Below are 20319 nucleotides of genomic sequence, written 5' to 3' on the forward strand. Positions count from 1 at the left end.
CTTCGCCGCCTGACCCGGCGGAAGGTAGTGCAGAAAAAGAATCGGGGGAGTTTCCGTCCGGCGCCCCGCAGCTAGCTTGCGGGGCTGTTTGATGCGCGGGGCGCCGGAGGAGCCTTCGGAGCGAGCGTCCCGTAGGGGAATTCAAGGGCGAATTCCCCTACCTGGGAAGGGACGCGTCGCTGCTTACTTGATGCCGAGCTTGTCGCAGGCCGCCTTGTAGGCGGAGGTGCAGATGTCGGCGGCGGTGTAGACGCCGTCCTTGATGACGGTGTCGTTGATGTTGTCCTTGGTCAGGGACTGGACCGGGACCAGGACGGACGGGACGTCGGTGGCGGAGCCGCTGGAGACCTTGTCCTTGGCGACGGAGTCCAGGCTCTGGCCCTTGGCGAGCGCCACGGCCATCTCGGCGGCGGCGTCGGCCTCGGGGGCGTACGGCTTGTAGACGCTCATGTACTGCGTACCGGCGACGATGCGCTGCACACCCGCGAGCTCGGCGTCCTGGCCGGTGACCGGGACGGAGATGCCGGCCGCCTTGAGGGCGGTGATGATACCGCCGGCCATGCCGTCGTTGGCGGAGTAGACGCCCGCGATGTTCTTGGCGCCGACCGCGGAGATCGCGGCCTCCATCTCGGAGTTGGCGTTGTCCGGCGACCACTCCTTGGTGTCGTACTCCTTGGCGATGGTGACCTTGCCGTCGAGGACGGAGTGCGCGCCCTTCTTGAACTGGGCGGCGTTCGGGTCGGTCACCGAGCCGTTGATCATGACGATCTTGGAGGACTTGGTGGCCTTCGAGCCCAGGGCGGTCAGCAGGGCCTCACCCTGCGTCTTGCCGACCTCCTCGTTGTCGAAGGAGGTGTAGGCGCTGATCGGGCCCTCGGCGAGGCGGTCGTAGGCGACGACCTTGATGCCGGCGTCCTTGGCCTTCTGGACCGAGTTCTGGATGGCCTTGGCGTCCACGGCGTCCAGGATGAGCACGTCCACCTTGTTGGTGATCATCGTGTCGACCTGCTGGGCCTGGAGGCTGGCGTCCTGGCGAGCGTTGTTGTACTGGATCGTCGCCTTGTTGTTCGTCAGTTCCTTGATCTTCTTCTCGATCAGCGGACGGTCGAACTTCTCGTAGCGCGCGGTCTTGTTCTCCGGCAGGAGCAGACCGACCTTGATGTTGTCGCCCTTCGCGCCGGAGCTCGAGGACTCGGCCTTGTCGCCGGACTCCTTCGCGGAGCCACAGGCGGCGAGGGAAACAGCCATCGCACCAGCGGCAACGGCGAACGCGGCACGACGCATACGCGTGTTCACTTCAGAAACCTCCCTGACGAGGCCGCGACGTTGCGGCCGAGGTGGCTGGAAGTCAACTCGGCCACACGTGCGACGTCAAGAAGTAAATCCTTAACGAGATGGCAACGGTGCCATCCGTTCTCTAAGTGAAGGCAGGGGTGGCGGTAGCCAGCGTGCCGTCCAAAAGGGTCGAATCGCCCATCTCGCTCAGCGCGAGAGCGAGCGCTCCGAGCACCTCAGCACGGCCCCCAAGTGCCCCCGGGAGAACGGAGAGTTGACGCGCCGCGCTGGGGATGGCGTAGCGGCCGACGGACTCCCTGATCGGCCCGAGCACCAGCTCACCGGCCTCGGCGAGATCACCGCCCAGGACCACCCGGCTCGGGTTCAGCAGATTGCAGAGATTGGCCACTCCACTGCCGATGTGTCGGCCGACGTCGGCGATCACCCGACGACAGCCCGGGTCTCCGTCCCTGGCCAGCCGCACGACGCCTTCCATCGTCAGATCGGTGCCATGGCTGGACTGGAGGAGCGGAAGCACATAGCGCGCCGCCGCGAAGGTCTCCAGGCAGCCCCGGTTTCCACAGCGGCAGACGGGGCCGGATTCATCAAGAGTAATATGACCGATTTCTCCCGCTGTGCCACCCGGGCCGCGGTAGATCTTCCCGTCGATCACCAGGCCGGCGCCGACACCGCTGGCCACCTTGATGTAAGCAAGATCACGGACGCCTCTGCCGCTGCCCCACACCAGCTCACCGAGGGCGCCGAGGTTGGCGTCGTTGTCCACGTGCACCGGCACGCCGAGCCGCCCCCGCAGCTCCTCGGCGGGCTTGGTGCCGGTCCAGCCGGGCAGGATCGCGGTCGAGCCGAGGGTGCCGGACTCCACGTCGATCGGGCCCGGTACGCCCAGGCCCACTCCGGCGATCTTGGCCCGGTCGACGCCCGTTGCGCTGATCAGGCGATTGACCAGCTCCTCCGCCCGGTCGAAGCCCTGGGTCGAGGAGGAGTCCACGTCCATCGGCTCGGACTCCTCGGCCAGCACCTGGTGGGCGAGGTTGCCGACCGCGACGCGCAGGTGCGTGTGCCCGAAGTCGACGCCGATGACGATGCCCGCGTCGCCGCTGAGCGAGACGCTGCGCGCCCTGCGGCCGCCCGCCGACGTGGGCGTGACCTCGACCGTTCCGCCGTCCTTGAGCTCGCGGACGATGTTGGAGACCGTCGCCGCGGACAGCCCCGTGGTCCTCGCGATCTCCGCCTGCGTGAGTGACCCGGCCAGCCGGACGGCCCGTACGACCCGCTCCAGGTTGGCTCGGTGCAGTGACGACTGCGACCCCGGAGTCTCCACGACGACCTCCTGCGCACGGGACCGCATCGGTGAGGCCCCGTCTATGTCCAACTAGTGAACTCTAAGCTGAGCCGTTCGGGTTGCCTCCCGTCAAGAGGTTGAACCGGATCCGGGTCCTTGGACACACGGTCGTACATACGTACGCGCCGCTCCCCGGACTCGGGAGCGGCGCGTGCGCGGCCGGTTGCGGAGCGCCGCCGGGGCGGCTCGTCGGCTACTCTCCGTTCACTTCAGCGTCGCCGAGGTCAGGCCCGCCTGCACCTGGCGCTGGAAGGACAGGTACACCACCAGCATCGGGATCATCGCGATGGTCACGCCGGCGAAGAGGACGGGCAGGTCGGAGGCGTAGCCCTGCTGCTGTTGCAGCTGGATGAGGCCCTGGGTGAGGACGTACCGCTCGGGGTCGGAGCCGCTCTGCGGCTGCATCAGGACCGTGGGCAGGATGAACTGGTTCCACTGGCCCAGCGTGTTGAAGATCCCGACGCTGATCAGGCCCGGCTTCGCCATCGGCAGCATCACCTGGAAGAAGGTCCGGGTGTGCGAGGCGCCGTCCAGGACCGCCGCCTCGAAGACCGCCGTGGGCAGGGTCCGGAAGAAGGCGTGCATGAAGAAGACCGTGAACGGCATCGAGTAGGCGATGTAGACCAGGATCAGGCCCTGATAGGTGTTCAGCATGTCCAGCCGCTTGACCATGAAGAACAGCGGGACGAGGGCGAGGAACACCGGGAACATCGCGCCGGCGACGAAGAAGTAGTACAGCAGCCGGTTGCCCCAGAACTGGTAGCGGGCCAGCACGTAGGCGGCCATCGAGCCGAACAGCATCGTCAGCGGCACCGAGAACACCAGCACGATCACGGTGTTCAGGAAGTAGTCGCCGATGCCCTTGTTCCAGGCGCGGTGGAAGACGTCGAAGGTCCAGTTCTGGGGCCACCCGAAGGCGGAGCCGCCGATCTGCGCGTCGGTCTTGAAGGAGCTGATCACCAGCCACAGCAGCGGCAGCACGATCAGCAGGGCCCACAGGGCGAGGAAGCCGTGCGAGAAGACGTTCAGTACGACGCCCTCGCCGCGCTTGTCTCCGGGGCGGGGCGACGCCTTGGCGACGCTGGGCTGGGGCGGAATGGTGCCGCCCTGGGCGGCGGTCTCCTTGAGGGGTGCGCTCATCGTCGTATCTCCCGCTCAGAACTCGACGCGGTCGCGGCGGGTGGCACGCAGCATGACCACGGACAGGACCAGGGTGAGCAGCAGCATGACGACGCCCATGGCGCAGGCGTATCCGCTCTTGCCGAAGTACTGGAAGTTGCGCATCATCACCGTCGACATGACGTCGCTGTGGTGGTCGGGGCCGCCGCCGTACGCGCCCATGTTCGCGGTCATCGAGGAGACCAGGACGAACATGTCCATCGCGACGATGCCGAGATACACCCAGGCGGTCTGCACGGTGTCCCACAGCAGCGGCAGGGTGATGCGGAAGAAGGACTGGTTGCGGCCGGCGCCGTCGATGAGGGCGGCCTCGTAGATGTCCCTCGGGATGGACTGCATGGCGGCCGAGAACAGCACCAGGTAGAAGCCGACGCCGTGCCAGACCACGGCGGCCAGCAGCGCCCACAGCACCAGGTTCGGCTCGTTCAGCCATTCCACGGGGTTGTTGGCGTCGACCAGGTGCAGTTTGATCAGGAACCCGTTCAGCAGACCGCCGCCGTCGCTGCGGTAGACCGCGTTGAACAGCACCGCGACAATCGCCAGGGACAGCACCTGCGGAAAGAAGTAGATGATTTTGTAGAACTTCGATCCGGCGACGCCCGACACTCCGCCGGCTTTGCTGCGCCCGCCCGCGTTCACCATGAAAGCGAAGAACAGCGCGAGCAGGATGGTGATCACCGGGATGAAGATCAGGAACAGGATGTTGTGCCAGATGGCCTGCATGAAGACGTCGTCGTGGAACAGCGCCTTGTAGTTGTCCAGGCCGACGAACTTGAAGGTCTGCGACTGTCCCTTCCAGTCGGTCAGGGAATAGCCGAACGTCTGGATGTACGGCCAGATCACGAAGATCAGATAGAGCGCCACGGGAACGAAGAGAAATCCCGCGACGAACCTGTACTGCCCTTTGCGCATTGGCGTTTCCTGCCCCTGGGGTCCTTCCCCGGGCCGGAGCGCTCCGGCCCGGGGATCGGCGTTGCGGTCAGTCCCGGTGGTTCTTCTTGGAGGCCGGGTCCTTGGCCTGCTTGTCGACCGCGGCCTGGCACCGCTTCAGCCACTCCTTCGGCTGGATGCGCTTGGACATCAGCTCGTTGGACGCGGCCTCGATGGCGGCACCCATCTCGCTGTACCACTCGGTGTAGAGGTAACGGAAGGTGTTGTCACCGGCCGCCTTGGACGCCTCGACCGTGGACTGCGTGCCGGGCCGCAGCTTGACGCTGGCGTCGACGCCGTCCTTGAGGATGGTGAGGGAGTTGGCCTCCTTGGCGAACAGCGTCGACCACTCCTTGGAGAGCATGCTGCGCATGAACTCCTTGGCCGCGGGCAGGTTCTTGGCCTTCGCCGGGATGATGAAGGGCTCGCCGGAGCCGGCCCGGATCGCCTCGAAGGGCAGCTTGCTGTCCGGCAGCAGCGGCATCGGCATGAACTTCATGTCGAAGTCCGACGGCGTCTGCTTGAGCTGCTCGTTCTCCAGCCAGGAACCGCAGGTGATGAAGGCGGCCTTGTACTGGTTCCAGCGGGTCTGCGACTCGGTGTGGGTGAGGCCGTTGGTGCCCGGCATGAGCAGGCCCTTCTCCACCACCTCGTAGATCGCCTCGACGCCGGCCTGCGCCGCGTCGGAGCCGACGAACGCCTTGGGGTCGAGGTTGTCGATCGCCTTCATGGCGTCCAGACCGCCGGTCTTGGCGATCAGGTCCATGATGGCGACGTTGATGTAGTACGGGTACTTGCCCTGGTGGGCGAGACCGCCGATGCCCTCCTTCTTCGCGGCCTGACAGACCTTGATGAAGTCGGCCCAGGTCTTGGGCTCCTCCCAGCCCTTCTCCTTGAAGAGCTTGCCGGAGTACCACAGGCCCCACACCGTGTAGATGTAGTTGAGGGCGACGGTCTTGCCCTCCTGCATGCCCGCGTCGAGCGTGCCCGGGATGATCAGGTCGCGGACCTTCTTGCTCGGGTCGTCGATCGCCGGGGCGTCGAGGACCGAGGACAGGTCCAGCAGCTGGCCGTTCTTGTACAGGACGTCGATCTTGATCTGCTGGGCGCCGGAGTCGTCGACGATGTCCGGCGGGTTGCCCGCGTTGAAGCGGGGCTGGAGCTTGCCGGTGATCTCCTGGGTGCCGGTGTGGGTGGAAGTTACGTTCCACTTCTTCTGGAAGCTGGCCTCCCACGCCTTGGCGTAGTCGTCGCCGTATCCGCCCTTGAAGACGACGACGTCGAGCTTGCTGTTCTTCTCAACGCCGAAGGGGTTCGACTTGGAGGTCTTGCCCTGGTCGTTGTTGCCGGAGTTGTCGTCTCCGCCACCACTGGCACACGCCGACAGGAAACTCATCGTGGGTACGGCGATCAGGCCGAGTGCGGCCGAACGCTTGATCAGATCGCGGCGGCCGACGCCCCCGATGCCGTCGTTCTCGGCGGAAGTGGATCCCATGCTCAAGTCCTCGCCTTCTCCAGGACTCAGGCGGTGAACCGGATCCTCCCCGGCACCGCGGTCAGGTCAAGCAGGGTCGTGCAGGAAGTGCGAATCATGCCGTACAGATCGTGTGAATCGCCGACAGGTATAGTCCACTTCCCGCCAACGGAGCAAGATCGAATGCAAGGTTGGTCGTCGGTCTTTTCCGAGTTGAGACCTCGCGGAAATATGAGCGGCCTGTGCACCGCTTGCCGGAAAAATTCGCGACATAGGCCCCGAATGCCACACTCAACACCCTTGACATCACTGACCACTTGACCCACTACTGGTCTCTGCGCCTCGTAGTTGACAACGTTGTCCGAATGAGCTGCAGGGAGGGTCTGGGCCAATGCGACACAGAGCTCGGCACAGATGGGGTCCGGCGGTCGTGCTCACGGCCGCCTTTGTCATGGCGGTGGGGACACAGGGGGCGGCGGTCGCCCTGCCGGAGGCCGCGGCCGGGGCCGACGAGCAGTTCTCGTCCTCGTTCGAGTCGGGTGACCCGGCGCCGGACTGGCTGAACACGGTCGACACGTCAGCCGACGGCGGCAAGCGGGCCTCCGGCGTCGACGGCGGCTACAGCAGCGGCATCCCGGGCAATGTGAACGACCACATCACCGATCTGCGGGCGAGCAGCGAGAACACGGGCGGCGGCGAGGTGAAGGAGAACCTCGTCGACGGCGAGGCCGGCACCAAGTGGCTGACCTTCGAGCCCACCGGCTGGGTCGAGTTCGACCTCGACAAGCCGCTGAAGATCGTGACGTACGCGATCACGTCCGCGAACGACTTCGAGGAGCGCGACCCCAAGGACTGGACCCTGCAGGGCTCCACCGACGGCAAGGACTGGAAGACCGTCGACACCCGCTCCGGGCAGACCTTCTCCGAGCGGTTCCAGACGAAGTCGTACGACCTCGCCGAGCCCGCCGAGTACCAGCACTTCCGCCTCGACGTGACGAAGAACAACGGCGCCTCGGACATCCTTCAGATCGCCGACGTGCAGTTCTCCACGGGCGGCAGCGGCGGCCCGGTCCCGCAGGACATGCTCTCGCTGGTCGACCACGGCCCGAGCGGCTCGCCGACGGCGAAGGCGGCGGCCGGGTTCACCGGAAAGCGTGCCCTGCGTTACGCCGGCCGGCACACCGCCGACGGGCGGGCGTACTCGTACAACAAGGTCTTCGACGTGAACGTGGCCGTCGGCCGCGACACTCAGCTGTCGTACCGGATCTATCCGCAGATGGCGGACGGCGACCGGGACTACGACGCCACGAACGTGTCGGTGGACCTGGCCTTCACGGACGGCACCTACCTCAGCGACCTGGGCGCGACCGACCAGCACGGGTTCGGGCTGTCGCCGCAGGAACAGGGGGCCGCGAAGATCCTCTACGTCAACCAGTGGAACAACGTCCTGTCGCGGATCGGCTCGGTCGCGGCCGGCAAGACCGTCGACCGGATCCTGGTGGCGTACGACTCCCCGAAGGGGCCGGCGAAGTTCCGGGGCTGGCTGGACGACATCGCGATCAGGCCCGTCGCTCCCGAGAAGCCGAAGGCGCATCTGTCGGACTACGCGTTGACCACCCGCGGCACCAACTCCAGCGGCAGCTTCTCGCGCGGCAACAACTTCCCCGCGACCGCCGTGCCACACGGCTTCAACTTCTGGACGCCGGTCACCAACGCGAATTCGCTGGACTGGCTGTACGAGTACGCGCGGGCGAACAACGACGACAACCTGCCGACGATCCAGGCGTTCAGCGCGAGTCATGAGCCGAGCCCGTGGATGGGCGACCGGCAGACCTTCCAGGTGATGCCGTCCGTCGCGTCGGGCACCCCGGACACCGGCCGCGAGGCCCGTGAGCTGGCCTTCCGGCACGAGAACGAGACGGCGCGGCCGTACTACTACGGCGTGACGTTCGAGAACGGCCTGAAGGCCGAGATGGCCCCGACCGACCACGCGGCCTCGCTGCGCTTCACCTACCCGGGCGACGACGCGAGCGTCGTCTTCGACAACGTGACCGAGCAGGCGGGCCTCACGCTCGACAAGGAGAACGGGATCGTCACCGGCTACTCGGACGTGAAGTCCGGGCAGTCGGCCGGTGCCACCCGGCTCTTCGTGTACGGCGTCTTCGACAAGAAGGCGACCGACGGCTCGTCCAGCGGGGTGAAGGGATATCTCCGCTTCGACGCGGGCTCCGACCACACCGTGACCCTGCGCCTGGCGACCTCCCTCATCAGCGTCGACCAGGCCAAGGACAACCTCCGCCAGGAGATCCCGGACGGCACGTCCTTCGACACGGTGAAGAAGCAGGCCCAGCGCACCTGGGACAGGCTGCTCGGCAAGGTCGAGGTCGAGGGCGCCACGCCGGACCAGCTGACCACGCTGTACTCCAGCATGTACCGGCTGTACCTGTACCCCAACTCCGGCTTCGAGAAGGTCGGTTCGAAGTACCAGTACGCCTCGCCGTTCTCGCCGATGCCGGGCCCGGACACCCCGACCCACACCGGCGCGAAGATCGTCGACGGCAAGGTGTACGTCAACAACGGCTTCTGGGACACCTATCGGACCACCTGGCCGGCGTACTCCTTCCTGACGCCCTCTCAGGCGGGCGAGATGGTCGACGGGTTCGTGCAGCAGTACAAGGACGGCGGCTGGACCTCGCGCTGGTCCTCCCCCGGCTACGCGGACCTGATGACCGGCACCTCCTCGGACGTGGCGTTCGCGGACGCGTACGTCAAGGGCGTGAAGTTCGACGCGAAGGCGGCGTACGACGCGGCCCTGAAGAACGCGACGGTCGTGCCGCCGGCCTCGGGCGTGGGCCGCAAGGGCATGAGCACCTCCCCCTTCCTCGGCTACACGAGCGACGACACGCACGAGGGCCTGTCGTGGGCGATGGAGGGCTACGTCAACGACTACGGCATCGCGAAGATGGGCCAGGCCCTCTACAACAAGACGGGCGAGAAGCACTACAAGGAGGAGTCCGAGTACTTCCTCAACCGCGCCCAGGACTACGTCAACCTCTTCGACTCCAAGGCCGGGTTCTTCCAGGGCAAGGACGCCAAGGGCGACTGGCGCGTGGACTCCGCCACGTACGACCCGCGCGTGTGGGGTTACGACTACACGGAGACCAACGGCTGGGGCTACGCCTTCACGGCCCCGCAGGACAGCCGCGGTCTCGCCAACCTGTACGGCGGCCGCAAAGCTCTCGGTGACAAGCTCGACGAGTACTTCGCGACCCCGGAGACGGCGTCCCCGGACCTGAAGGGCTCCTACTCCGGTGTCATCCACGAGATGACCGAGGCGCGGGACGTCCGGATGGGCATGTACGGGCACTCCAACCAGGTCGCCCACCACGTCAACTACATGTACGACGCGGCCGGCGAGCCCTGGAAGGCGCAGAAGAACGTCCGCGAGGTGCTCTCCCGCCTCTACACCGGCAGCGAGATCGGGCAGGGCTACCACGGGGACGAGGACAACGGCGAGCAGTCGGCCTGGTACCTCTTCTCGGCGCTCGGCTTCTACCCCCTGGTGATGGGCAGCGGCGAGTACGCCATCGGCTCCCCGCTGTTCAAGAAGGCGACGGTCCATCTGGAGAACGGCCAGGACCTGGTCGTCAGGGCGCCGAAGAACAGCACGAAGAACGTCTATGTGCAGGGCCTGAAGGTCAACGGCCGTACCTGGACGTCGACTTCGCTGCCTCACTCGCTCCTGGAGAAGGGCGGGGTGCTCGACTTCGACATGGGTTCGAAGCCGTCCGCGTGGGGTTCCGGCAAGAACGCGGCGCCGGTCTCCATCACCCAGGACGACAAGGTGCCGACGCCGCGTGCGGACGTGCTCAAGGGTGACGGGCCGCTGTTCGACAACACCTCGGCGACGGACGCGACCGTGACCTCGGTGGACCTGCCGGTGTCCGGTCCGGTCAAGGGCCTCCAGTACACGGTGACTTCGTCGACGGACCACACGAAGGCGCCGACCGGCTGGACGCTCCAGGGCTCGGACGACGGGACCAAGTGGAAGACGCTGGACCGGCGGTCCGGCGAGTCCTTCACATGGGACAGGCAGACACGGGCGTTCACCGTGGGGTCTCCGGGTACGTACGGGAAGTACCGTCTCGTGCTCTCCGGTGAGGCGGTGGTGTCGGAGGTCGAACTGCTCGCCTGAGCAGCCGAGTTGGAGGATCCCGTGCCGCATCCCGTGCCCGTCCTGCCCGAGGGTGTCGACCCGGCCTGGCTGCCGTCCGCGGCCTTCCGGCCGCTCGGCAGCCGGCGGACCCTGATCCGCGGATCGGGCCCACTGGTGGAGACGGTGCACGGGGAAGTGGCCGAGGCCTGCGCAAGGTTCGGGGGCCGCGTCGACCGCGACGCGGCCCCCGAGCCGTACGACCTGGTGCTGGAGCTGACCGGCGACGACTCGTCGGAGGCTTTCGGCTACGAACGCGTCGACGGGCGTACGACGGTCACGGCGACCGGGCAGCGGGGGCTGCTGTACGGCTTCTTCCACGTCGTGCGGCTCGGGGAGGAGGCGTTCGGCGGGGATTGCCAACGGGTGCTCCATGAACCGGCGTTGGGCCTGCGCATGGTGAACCACTGGGACAACGTGGCCGTGCACCCGGTCATGGGGCAGGTGGAGCGCGGGTACGCCGGCGGGTCGCTGTTCTGGGCCGACGGTCGGGCCCGCGGGGAGTTCGAGCGGGTACGGGCGTACGGCAGGCTGCTCGCGGCCTGCGGGGTCAACGCCGTGTCCGTCAACAACGTCAACGTGCACGAGACCGAGGCACGGCTGCTCACCGACCGGATCGGTGAAGTGGCCGACATCGCCGGGGCGTTCAGGCCGTACGGGATCCGCACGCACCTGTCGGTCACCTTCGCCGCGCCGATCGTGCTCGACGGGCTGGAGACGGCCGATCCGCTCGACGAGCGGGTGCGCGAATGGTGGGCCGGGGCGACCGCTCGGGTGTACGAGGCGATACCGGACTTCGGCGGGTTCGTGGTGAAGGCCGACTCGGAGGGGCAGCCGGGGCCGTTCGCGTACGGGCGCACGCATGCGGACGGCGCGAACATGCTGGCCGCGGCCCTGGAGCCGCACGGGGGCACGGTCCACTGGCGGGCCTTCGTCTACGACCACCGGCAGGACTGGCGGGACCGGACGACGGACCGGGCACGGGCCGCGTACGACCACTTCCTGCCGCTGGACGGGGCGTTCGCGGCGAACGCGGTGCTTCAGGTGAAGCACGGGCCGATGGACTTCCAGGTGCGGGAGCCGGTGTCGCCGTTGATCAGTGCTATGTCACATAGCACTCTCGCCGTGGAGCTCCAGGCCACGCAGGAGTACACCGGACAGCAACGCCATGTCTGCTGGCTGGGACCCATGTGGAGCGAGGTGCTCCGGTTCGCCGCGGATCAGGAGGGCCCGGCCTTCGAGGAACTGGTGGCCGTGTCCAACGTCGGGGACGACCCGTTCTGGACCGGGCACCCCCTCGCCCAGGCCAACCTCTACACCTTCGGGCGGCTCGCCTGGCAGCCGGACGCCGATCCGGTCGTGATCCTCGACGAGTGGATCGGGCTGACCTTCGGGGCGGGGCCGGCGGCGGGGCTGCACGCGGTCCTGGACGGTTCGTGGCGGACGTACGAGAAGTACACCGCGCCACTCGGGGTCGGGTTCATGGTGCAGCCGGGGCACCACTACGGGCCGAGCGTGGACGGGTACGAGTACAGCCCGTGGGGCACGTACCACTTCGCCGACCGGGACGGAATCGGCGTCGACCGGAGTGTGGCGAGCGGGACCGGATACGCGGGGCAGTACGCGAAGCCGTGGGCCGAGATCTACGAGTCGCCGGACACCTGCCCGGACGAGCTGCTGCTGTTCTTCCACCATGTGCCGTACGGGCATGTGCTGAAGAGCGGGAAGACCGTGATCCAGCACATCTACGACACGCACTTCGAGGGCGTCGCGGAGGTGGAGGAGGCCGCGCGGGTGTGGGAGTCGCTGGCGGGGCTGGTGACGCCGGCGCGCCACCAGCGGGTGACGGAGCTCTTCGTGGAGCAGCTCCGGTGCGCTCGCGAGTGGCGCGATCAGATCAACAGCTACTTCCTGCGGAAGTCCGGGGTGCCGGACGAGCGGGGGCGGGTCATCTACTGACGGCGTTCCTGAAGCCGCAGGACGGCCACGCCCAGCGGGTCGAGGGTGAGCGGGTCGCCCGCTTCCGTCTCCTTGCCGGTGAGGAGGTCCGTGGCAGTGGCGTGGGCCGTCAAGTGGGCAGGTTTCCCGGCGTGGTTGAGGAGGAAGAGGAGGCGGGTGCCGTCGGGGGCGACTCGGGTCGCGGTCTCGACGGTGGGGTGGCCGGCGTACGGGCCGAGCAGGCCGTGGCGGTCCAGTACCCGGCGCACCACCTGGTCCACGCCCGGCTGGTCGAGGGCCGTGGCCACGTACCAGCCCTCGCCCTCGCCGAAGGCATGCCGGGTGACGGCCGGAGTCCCCGCGTAGAAGTCGTCGCCGTAGGTGGCGACCGGCTCGGCGCCCTGCGGCAGCACGATCTCGAACACGAGCCGCGCCTGCGCGCCGAGTTCGGGGATGTGCTGGACGAACTCCGGTGCGCGCGCGTCCCATTCGTCGACGCGGACGCCCGTCAGCGGGGCGAGCGGGCCGGGAACGTCGGTGAGGAAGGCGCGGTCGTGTTCGTCGACGCGGCCGGAGAGGAAGGTGGTCAGGACGGTGCCGCCGCGGTCGGCGACGGCTTCGAGGCGGGTGGCGAGGTCGCCCTTGACCATGTGCAGGACGGGGGCGAGTACGACGTCGTACGCGGTGAGGTCGGCGGTCTGCGGGATCACGTCCACGTCGGCGCCGGCCTCGCGGGCGGCGCGGTAGTAGGCGTGGACGACCTCCTGGTACTTGACCAGCCGGGAAGGGCCGTCGGAGATCTCCAGGGCCCACCAGCTGTCCCAGTCGAAGAGCACGGCGGTGCGGGCGGGGGTGCGGGCGCCGAGCGTCGCGTCCCCGAGGGCCGCCAACTCCGCTCCCAGATGGGCGACTTCGCGGAAGACACGGGTGTCGTCGCGGCCCGCGTGTCCGATGACCGCGCCGTGGTACTTCTCGCAGGCGCCGCGTGAGGCGCGCATCTGGAAGTACAGGGCCGCGTCGGCGCCGTGGGCGACGGCCTGGAAGGTGGCCAGCCTCAACTCCCCCGGCCTGCGCAAGGGGTTGACGTCACGGCAGGCCGTGGTCGACGGGGTCTGCTCCATCAGCCAGAAAGGGGCGCCGCCCTTCAGCCCTCGCATCAGGTCGTGGGCCAGGGCGGGCCAGGTGGGCGGGGCGTCGAGGGGCGGGTAGCTGTCCCAGGAGGCGAAGTCGAGGTGGGGTGCCCAGCGGTGGTAGTCGAGGGGGCGAAACATGCCCATGAAGTTGGTGGTGACGGGCGTGTCCGTGTCGTACCGGCGGATCGCCTCCTTCTCGGCCAGGAAGCAGCCGAGCAGGGCGTCGGTGGTGAAGCGGAAGTAGTCGAGGGTGTGTCCCTGGAAGGCCGTGTGGTCGGGTCCGCGCCAGTGCTCGGTGAGGGCGTTCGGAGGCTCGATCTGGTCCCAGTCGGTGTAGCGGTGCGACCAGAAGGCGGTCCACCAGGCGTCGTTGAGGGCATCGAGGGTGACGTACTTCCGGCGCAGCCAGTCCCGGAACGCCTCGGCGCACAGCTCGCAGTAACAGGCGCCGCCGTACTCGTTGTTGATGTGCCAGGCGAGCAACGCCGGGTGCTGTGCGTACCGTTCGGCGAGGTGTGCGGCGATCGCGGTGGAGAGGCGGCGGTACGCGGGTGAGCTGGGGCAGAAGTTGTGGCGCTGGCCGTAGCGGTGCCGGCGGCCCTCGAAGTCGGTGCGGTTGACCTCGGGATACTGGTGGGCGAGCCAGGGCGGGAGGGCGGCGGTGCCGGTGGCGAGGCAGACGCGCCGGTTCTCGGCGGCGGCACGGTCGAGGATGCGGTCGAGGAGGGTGAAGTCGTAGGTGTCCTCGGCGGGTTGGGTGAGGGACCAGGTGAAGACGCCGACGGTGAGGGTGTCGATGCCGGCCCGCGTGAACAGCCGGTGGTCCTCGTCCCAGACGTCCTGCGGCCACTGCTCGGGGTTGTAGTCGCCGCCGTACGGGATCTTGGGGGTCCGCGGGGTCATGCGGTGAAGTCCTCCTGGGTCTCGGCGATCACCGGACGGCTGCCGTGCAGCAGGGAGAGCAGCAGCGGGGCGGCCAGCAGGGCGGGCAGCGCCTCCGTGCGCAGGGCGGTGAGCCCGGCGGCCAGCACGAGCAGCGAGGCCGCGGCGAGGGTGGCCCGGCCGTGCCGGAAGAGGAAGTACGCGGCGAGGCGGGCGGTGTCACGGGCGCGGAAGGTGAAGAGCGACGTGAGGACCAGCGCGTGGGCGCCCCAGAGGAGAGAGGCGAGGCCGATGACCGCCAGCAGCAGCGCCCACCAGCCGGGCAGACCGGTCGCGGAGAAGTGGGTGAGCGTGAACCCGATGACGGTGAGCCAGGCCAGCAGAGGCGCCCAAATCTTCAGCACCGGGGCCGCGTTGAGGCGCCAGCCGCGGAGGTAGGCGCGGGACGGGTGGAGGTCGGTGAGGTCGGCGGTGCGGTGGTGGAGGGCGTAGAGCGCGGCGGAGAGGGCCGGGCCGAGGGGGAGCAGGCATACGGCGGCGAGGGGGAGGTTGGACGGGTCGGGGCCCAGGAGGAGCAGGGCGACCAGGCCGGGAGAGGCGGCGACGAGGAGGAGTGCCTCGACGGTGAGGAGGGTGTGGACGAGGGCGGCGGCGCGGGAGAGGGGGCCTGCTCCGAAGCCGATGGACGGTGTTCTCATGTCGGCCGACCGCCCAACAGCCTCTGCTCGTCCGCCCATTCAGGCGCCTCTTCCACCACCGCACTGACTTCGACGAGCGTCACCTCATGCCTGGCCAGCGTCAGGTCCAGTGCGACCCGCCCGTCCTCGACCGGCAGGCGCCCGTGCCGTCGGGCCGGTTCCGCCGCCTCGTGCAGTACGTCGAGCTGGTGCGGGCGTGGGGAGCGCGGGCTGCCCATCCGCTGCCAGGCCGTACGCGCGTTGCCGTGCTCCTCGTCCACGGTCGACCGGCGTACGAAGGCCTCCCCCGCGCGCATCGGCACCGACAGCCGTACGACATGCCGGTCCGGCCCCGGCGTCGCACCGCTCGCGTCGACCGGCGCCCAGGCCAGCACGGTCACCCGGCCGTCCGGATGCCGTGTCACCAGATGGTCGTCGCCGCGTGCCAGCAGCTCATCCCCCATCCCGGCCAGGAACGCGTACAGGTGGTACGTCGGCTTCTTCACCTGCCGATGGGTGAGCAGCCCGAAGCCGCCGTGGAAGAGCGAGGTCGGCACCCCCGCCTCCTCGAACATGTCGCTGAAGGTCCAGTAGGAGAAGGAGTCGGCGTGGTCGCCGCCGGCCGCCAGCACGGGAGCGAGGTAGGCGGCGTGGAAGGCCGTGTCGTGGATGGGGTTGTCGGGGCGGTAGGAGGAGTTGAACTCCGTTATGTGTAGCGGGAGTTCGGCCAGAGGCGTGCCCTTGATGCGTTCCCTCGGTGACGCGAACTGGGTCAGCAGGTCCGTCGCCGGGGCCAGCGTCTGGTGGACGCCGAAGGGGACGTGCTGGGCCGGGCCCGAGCTGTACGCGTGCTTGGACACGAAGTCGACCGGCACGTCACGCCGGTCGACGAACTCGGCGAAGCGGTCCAGCCACTCGTCCGCGCCGGGCGAGATCGCCGGCCCGCCGACCTGGAGCTCCGAGTCCACCTCCTTCACGGCGTGCGCGGTCACCTCGTACAGCCGGTGGTACGCCTGCTCGTCCGCGTCCTGCCAGAAGTCGCGGAGGTTGGGCTCGTTCCACACCTCGATCGGCCAGGTGCGCACCTCGTCGAGGCCGTAGCGGTCGACGAGGTGGGAGACGGTGGCCCGCACCAGCTCGGCCCACTCCTTGTGCGAGCGTGGTGGTGTGACGTTGCCGCGCCACCAGAACACGGTCTGATCGCCGGAGGCCAACTCGCCGGGCATGAAGCCGAGTTCGAGGAAGGGCCGGATGCCGAGTGCCAGGTAGGCGTCGAGCACCTGGTCGACGTAGGTGAAGGAGTGTCGCACCCGCCGCTCGCCCTGCCACTCGTACGGCCGGTACACGCCCATGCCGTCGCTCAGCAGCCCGTGTCCGCGGATGTACCGGAACCCGATCTCGCGTTGCAGCAGGGCGAGGGAGTCCTGGTAGTCGCGGCGCAGGGCGAGTTCGACACGGCCGGTGCCCACGCAGTGGCGCCAGGCGTCGGGGAAGCGGCTCGGGAAGCGGCTCCCCTCCCGCCCGGGACTCACCCGTTCTCCTTCTGGAAGCGCTCGTAGGCCTTGTTGTGCAGGTCGACGAGTTGCTGCATGTTCTTCGCCTTCAACTCGGCGATGTGCTGGTCCCATTCGGACATCGGGCGCTTGCCGAGGACGAACTGGAGGGTGTTCTGGATGGCGGCGTCCTTCAGCGGGGTGTCCCAGAGGGTCGCCTGTTCCTGTTCGGAGGACTGGAGCGGGTGGGCGGGGTCGACGGGCAGTTCCTTGCGCTGGGACATGGCGTCCTGGAACTTCTTCTCGTCCGGGCCGAAGTTGGAGGAGACCAGCTCCCAGCTGCCGCCGTAGGTGAAGACGCCGTTGAAGAAGCCGTAGTCCTTCTGGAGGTCCTTCGGGGCGTCGGGGTCGGAGCCCATGAGGGAGATCCCGGGCTTCAGCGTGTACTTGCCGCCGGACTCGGTGTAAGTGACGCCTTCCACGCCCCACTTGCAGAACTTCTGGCCGTCGTCCGAGTACCAGAGCCAGTCCACGAACTGCATCATCGCGACGAAGTCGGAGCTCTTGAGGGCCTTGCTGGAGACCATGACGCCGTTCTCCAGCCGGATGCCGCTCAGCAGCACCGGGCCCGCGGGGCCGAGCGGCACCGGGACCATCTCGATGGTCGCGCCCTTGACCTGCTTGTTCAGGTTGTAGCGGTAGTTCTGCACCAGCTCCTGCGGGTTGGCGCTGATGACGTACGACTTCTCGGCGAGCAGCTTCTGCACGGCCTGGTCGTCCTGCTGGGTGAAGCTCTCGGGGTCGAGGAGCTTCTCCGCGACGAGCCCGCGCAGGTACTCGATCATCTGCCGGTAGGCGTCCTGGGTGGCCGTGAAGACGAACTTCTTCGCCCGGGTGTCGAAGCTGAGGTTGTCGTAGGCCCAGCCGGCCTTCACGCCGTACGCCTGGCCGAGGTACTGGAACAACGCCCCGCACGGGAAGGGGGTGTTGGTGCTCCAGCGGTCGGTCCAGGGGTACTTGCCCGGGTACTCCTGCTTGAGCGCCGTGAGGACGTCGTGCACCTCGTCCCAGGTGGTCGGCAGGCTCAGCCCGTGCTTGTCGAGGACGTCGGTGCGCAAGGACAGCGAGTAGCCGGACTTGGGCTTCTCGTGCAGGCCGGGCAGCAGGTAGTACTTGCCGTCGGACTGGCGGATGGAGTCGAGCTCGGGTTCGAGCTTCCATCTGCGCACCTTGTCCTGGAAGTTGGGCATCAGGTGCACGTAGTCGCTGACCGGCAGGATCGCCCCGGAGGAGACGAAGGCGACCTCGGAGGGGTGGTACGTCTTCGGGATCAGGAAGGGGGCGTCGCCCGCGCCGATGAGGACGCTGCGCTTCTTCTCGTAGTCTGCGAGGGGCACGTCGACGGGCTTGATGGTCACGCCGGTGCGCTTGGTGACCTCCTTCCAGAACAGCCAGCCGGACTTGAGCGGGTAGACCGGGTTGTCGTTGTGGAGCATGGAGAAGGACAGCGCTTTGGTCGCCTTGAACTGCTGTCCTGCGCGGTAGTGCTTCATCGCGCCGTTCTGCTTCTTGGAGAGGTCCTTGGAATCCCCTCCCCCGTCGCCGCTGCCGCAGCCGGTGAGGGTGGCGAGACCGATGAAGCCGGCGGCGGCCAGGATCTGACGCCGCGACAGCTCTCCTGCGTTCTTCACGGGAACTCCCTTGTTCCGTAGGTGAGTTGCTGGCGAGTTGCTGGGATCAGCCCTTGACCGCGCCGAGCATCACGCCCGAGACGAAGTAGCGCTGGACGAACGGGTACACGCAGAGGATCGGCAGCGCGGTGAGCACGATGGCGACGGACTGGATGGTCGCCCCGACCTGGCTGAGCTGCTCGGTGGTGGCGCCCGCGTTGCCGCCGCCGGTGGCGCCCGCGATGAGGTTGCGCAGATAGACCGTGACCGGCATCAGATCGCTGCTGTCCATGTACAGGAAGGCGCTGAACCAGGAGTTCCAGAAGGACACCGAGTAGAAGAGCACCATTGTCGCCACGACCGCCTTGGACAGCGGCAGCACGATCCTGAGCAGGATGCCGTAGGTGCTCAGCCCGTCGATCTGCGCGGCCTCCTCCAGCTCGGTCGGCAGGCTCTCGAAGAAGGCCTTCATCACCAGCAGGTTGAAGACGCTGATGGCGTTCGGGAGGGCGATCGCCCACACGGTGTTCTTCAGGCCGAGGCTGGTGACGAGGACGTAGTTGGGGATCAGCCCGCCGGTGAAGAACATGGTGAAGACGGCGACGCCGACGAGTGCGGTGCGGCCCTTGAGGTGCTTCTTCGACAGGACGTAGGCGTAACAGGCCGTCAGAAACATGGCCACGGCGGTCGATACGACGGTGTAGAAGACGGTGTTGCCGTAGTTCCGCCAGAACATCGAGTCGTGGAAGACGATGTCGTACGTGGTGAGGCTGAACCCCTTGGGCCACAGGGTCACTTCACCGGCCCGCACCTGTCGTTCCCCGCTGAAGGACCGCGCCACGATGTTGACGAACGGGTACAGCGTCACCAGCACGACGAGGGTGAGGACGACCCCGTTGACGCCCTGGAAGACCCGGTAGGAGCGGCTCGGCCTCACCACAGGCTGGTCCCCACCGTGCGGCGCGAGAGCTGGTTGGCGGAGGTGATCAGGACCAGGCCGATGATCGCCTCGAACAGCCCGATGGCGGCGGCGTAACTGAAGCTGTTGGACTCGACACCCGCTCGGTACACGTAAGTTGATATGACGTCAGCCGTTGGATAGGTCAGCGGGTTGTACAGCAGCAGTACCTTCTCGAAGCCGACGGCCATGAAGGTGCCGACGTTGAGGATCAGCAGCGTGATCATGGTGGGCCGGATGCCGGGCAGGGTGACGTGCCAGATCTGCTGCCAGCGGTTGGCGCCGTCGATGCGCGCGGCCTCGTACAGGTCCTCGTCGATGGTGGTGAGCGCGGCGAGGTAGAGGATCGTGCCCCAGCCCGCGGTCTGCCAGATCTCCGAGCCGACGTAGATCGTGCGGAACCACTCGGGTTCCTGGATGAAGCGGATCGGGTCGTGCCCGAACCAGCCGAGGGCGTGGTTGACCGGGCCGTCGGTGGCGAGCATCTGCAGGGTGAGTCCGGCGACGATCACGATCGACAGGAAGTGCGGGAGGTACGACACCGACTGCACGAACCGCTTGAGCGAGCGCCGGCGCACCTCGTTGAGCAGCAGGGCGAGCACGATCGGGATCGGGAAGCAGAAGACGAGGGTGAGCCCGCCGAGCCACAGGGTGTTGCGGAACACCTGCCAGAAGGTGGGGTCGGTGAGGAACATCCGCACATAGCGCAGGCCCACCCACTCCTCGCCGAACATCGAGCCACCCGGCTCGAAGCGGCGGAAGGCGATCACGTTGCCGATCATCGGCAGATAGCGGAAGACCAGGAAGAACAGCAGCGGCAGCACGGCCAGCGAGTACAGCTGCCAGTCCCTGCGCCGGCCGCTCCGCCGGGCCGGACGGCCGGTGGTCTTCGGCGGGTCCTGAGTCCCGGGCGGAGAGGCCGTCTTGATGGTGGTGCTCATGCTCGGTCCTCCCGTGGGGCGGAGAAGTGGCCGAAACTTTCGAGCGCTTACCGGTAACTTCGCGGCAACTTAGAGGTAGGAAGAAAGCGCTGTCAATGGGTCGCGCAGGAGATACCTGAGACCTGAGTGGGGTAGAACCGGGAGACCAAGTCCCGGCCCACTCCGCAAGTTTCACTGTTTCGACCGACTCATG

General features: G+C 67.6%; 13 protein-coding genes. 2 read left to right on the forward strand and 11 right to left on the reverse strand.

Translation table 11 applies throughout. From position 1 onward, the window contains the following. Positions 1-183: 183 nt before the first annotated feature. The 5 genes from MQP27_RS11480 to ngcE all read right to left on the reverse strand — a co-directional run bounded on the left by MQP27_RS11480 (position 184) and on the right by ngcE (position 6242). Entirely contained in the window at positions 184-1284 is a 1101-nt protein-coding gene (locus MQP27_RS11480) for a substrate-binding domain-containing protein (RefSeq protein WP_242765078.1), read from the reverse strand. Positions 1285-1417: 133 nt separating this feature from the next. Further along, a complete protein-coding gene (locus MQP27_RS11485; RefSeq protein WP_242764584.1) occupies positions 1418-2617 on the reverse strand; it encodes an ROK family transcriptional regulator in 1200 nt (399 codons plus the stop codon). 225 nt (positions 2618-2842) lie between these two features. Beyond that, a complete protein-coding gene (locus MQP27_RS11490) occupies positions 2843-3778 on the reverse strand; it encodes a carbohydrate ABC transporter permease (RefSeq protein WP_242764586.1) in 936 nt (311 codons plus the stop codon). A 15-nt stretch (positions 3779-3793) separates the two neighbouring features. Further along, positions 3794-4729 (reverse strand): carbohydrate ABC transporter permease, encoded by a 936-nt coding sequence (locus tag MQP27_RS11495; protein WP_242764588.1) that lies wholly within the window; start codon positions 4727-4729, stop codon positions 3794-3796. A 67-nt stretch (positions 4730-4796) separates the two neighbouring features. Next, positions 4797-6242 (reverse strand): N-acetylglucosamine/diacetylchitobiose ABC transporter substrate-binding protein, encoded by a 1446-nt coding sequence (gene ngcE, locus MQP27_RS11500; RefSeq protein WP_242764590.1) that lies wholly within the window; start codon positions 6240-6242, stop codon positions 4797-4799. A 370-nt stretch (positions 6243-6612) separates the two neighbouring features. On the opposite strand from ngcE, the gene MQP27_RS11505 reads away from it, so the two are divergent. Next, a complete protein-coding gene (locus tag MQP27_RS11505) occupies positions 6613-10416 on the forward strand; it encodes a GH92 family glycosyl hydrolase (RefSeq protein WP_242764592.1) in 3804 nt (1267 codons plus the stop codon). Positions 10417-10437: 21 nt separating this feature from the next. Continuing rightward, positions 10438-12393 carry an alpha-glucuronidase gene (locus tag MQP27_RS11510; RefSeq protein ID WP_242764595.1) on the forward strand — a complete coding sequence of 652 codons (1956 nt, stop codon included), beginning with the start codon at positions 10438-10440 and terminating at the stop codon, positions 12391-12393. On the opposite strand, the gene MQP27_RS11515 is transcribed toward MQP27_RS11510, so the two are convergent. Genes MQP27_RS11515 through MQP27_RS11540 form a run of 6 tightly spaced genes read right to left on the reverse strand, consistent with a single transcriptional unit; the run spans position 12387 to position 20126 of the window. Beyond that, on the reverse strand, positions 12387-14408 hold the full coding sequence (locus tag MQP27_RS11515) for a beta-galactosidase (protein WP_242764597.1): 2022 nt from the start codon (positions 14406-14408) through the stop codon (positions 12387-12389). The two genes, MQP27_RS11510 and MQP27_RS11515, sit on opposite strands and share 7 nt — an antisense overlap. After that, entirely contained in the window at positions 14405-15085 is a 681-nt protein-coding gene (locus MQP27_RS11520) for a hypothetical protein (RefSeq protein WP_242764598.1), read from the reverse strand. The genes MQP27_RS11515 and MQP27_RS11520 overlap by 4 nt, the downstream gene beginning before the upstream one ends. Then, positions 15082-16596 carry a GH39 family glycosyl hydrolase gene (locus tag MQP27_RS11525; protein ID WP_242764600.1) on the reverse strand — a complete coding sequence of 505 codons (1515 nt, stop codon included), beginning with the start codon at positions 16594-16596 and terminating at the stop codon, positions 15082-15084. The genes MQP27_RS11520 and MQP27_RS11525 overlap by 4 nt, the downstream gene beginning before the upstream one ends. Continuing rightward, positions 16593-18248, reverse strand: a complete 1656-nt coding sequence (locus MQP27_RS11530; RefSeq protein WP_242764602.1) for an ABC transporter substrate-binding protein — start codon at positions 18246-18248, stop codon at positions 16593-16595. Before MQP27_RS11530 ends, MQP27_RS11525 begins: the two co-directional genes overlap by 4 nt. Positions 18249-18294: 46 nt before the next feature. Further along, positions 18295-19167, reverse strand: coding sequence for a carbohydrate ABC transporter permease (locus MQP27_RS11535; protein WP_242764604.1), 873 nt, complete (start codon positions 19165-19167; stop codon positions 18295-18297). After that, positions 19161-20126 carry an ABC transporter permease gene (locus MQP27_RS11540; protein ID WP_242764606.1) on the reverse strand — a complete coding sequence of 322 codons (966 nt, stop codon included), beginning with the start codon at positions 20124-20126 and terminating at the stop codon, positions 19161-19163. Before MQP27_RS11540 ends, MQP27_RS11535 begins: the two co-directional genes overlap by 7 nt. Positions 20127-20319: the final 193 nt, after the last annotated feature.

The organism is Streptomyces cylindrosporus (assembly GCF_022698165.1).
Lineage (GTDB): Bacteria > Actinomycetota > Actinomycetes > Streptomycetales > Streptomycetaceae > Streptomyces > Streptomyces cylindrosporus.

Excerpts from the sequence above, each read along its gene's own strand:
- MQP27_RS11480 (WP_242765078.1), bottom strand. The coding sequence starts at position 1,284 with ATGCGTCGTGCCGCGTTCGCCGTTGCCGCTGGTGCGATGGCTGTTTCC.
- MQP27_RS11490 (WP_242764586.1), bottom strand. The coding sequence starts at position 3,778 with ATGAGCGCACCCCTCAAGGAGACCGCCGCCCAGGGCGGCACCATTCCG.
- MQP27_RS11495 (WP_242764588.1), bottom strand. The coding sequence starts at position 4,729 with ATGCGCAAAGGGCAGTACAGGTTCGTCGCGGGATTTCTCTTCGTTCCC.
- ngcE (WP_242764590.1), bottom strand. The coding sequence starts at position 6,242 with ATGGGATCCACTTCCGCCGAGAACGACGGCATCGGGGGCGTCGGCCGC.
- MQP27_RS11505 (WP_242764592.1), top strand. The coding sequence starts at position 6,613 with ATGCGACACAGAGCTCGGCACAGATGGGGTCCGGCGGTCGTGCTCACG.
- MQP27_RS11515 (WP_242764597.1), bottom strand. The coding sequence starts at position 14,408 with ATGACCCCGCGGACCCCCAAGATCCCGTACGGCGGCGACTACAACCCC.
- MQP27_RS11520 (WP_242764598.1), bottom strand. The coding sequence starts at position 15,085 with ATGAGAACACCGTCCATCGGCTTCGGAGCAGGCCCCCTCTCCCGCGCC.
- MQP27_RS11540 (WP_242764606.1), bottom strand. The coding sequence starts at position 20,126 with ATGAGCACCACCATCAAGACGGCCTCTCCGCCCGGGACTCAGGACCCG.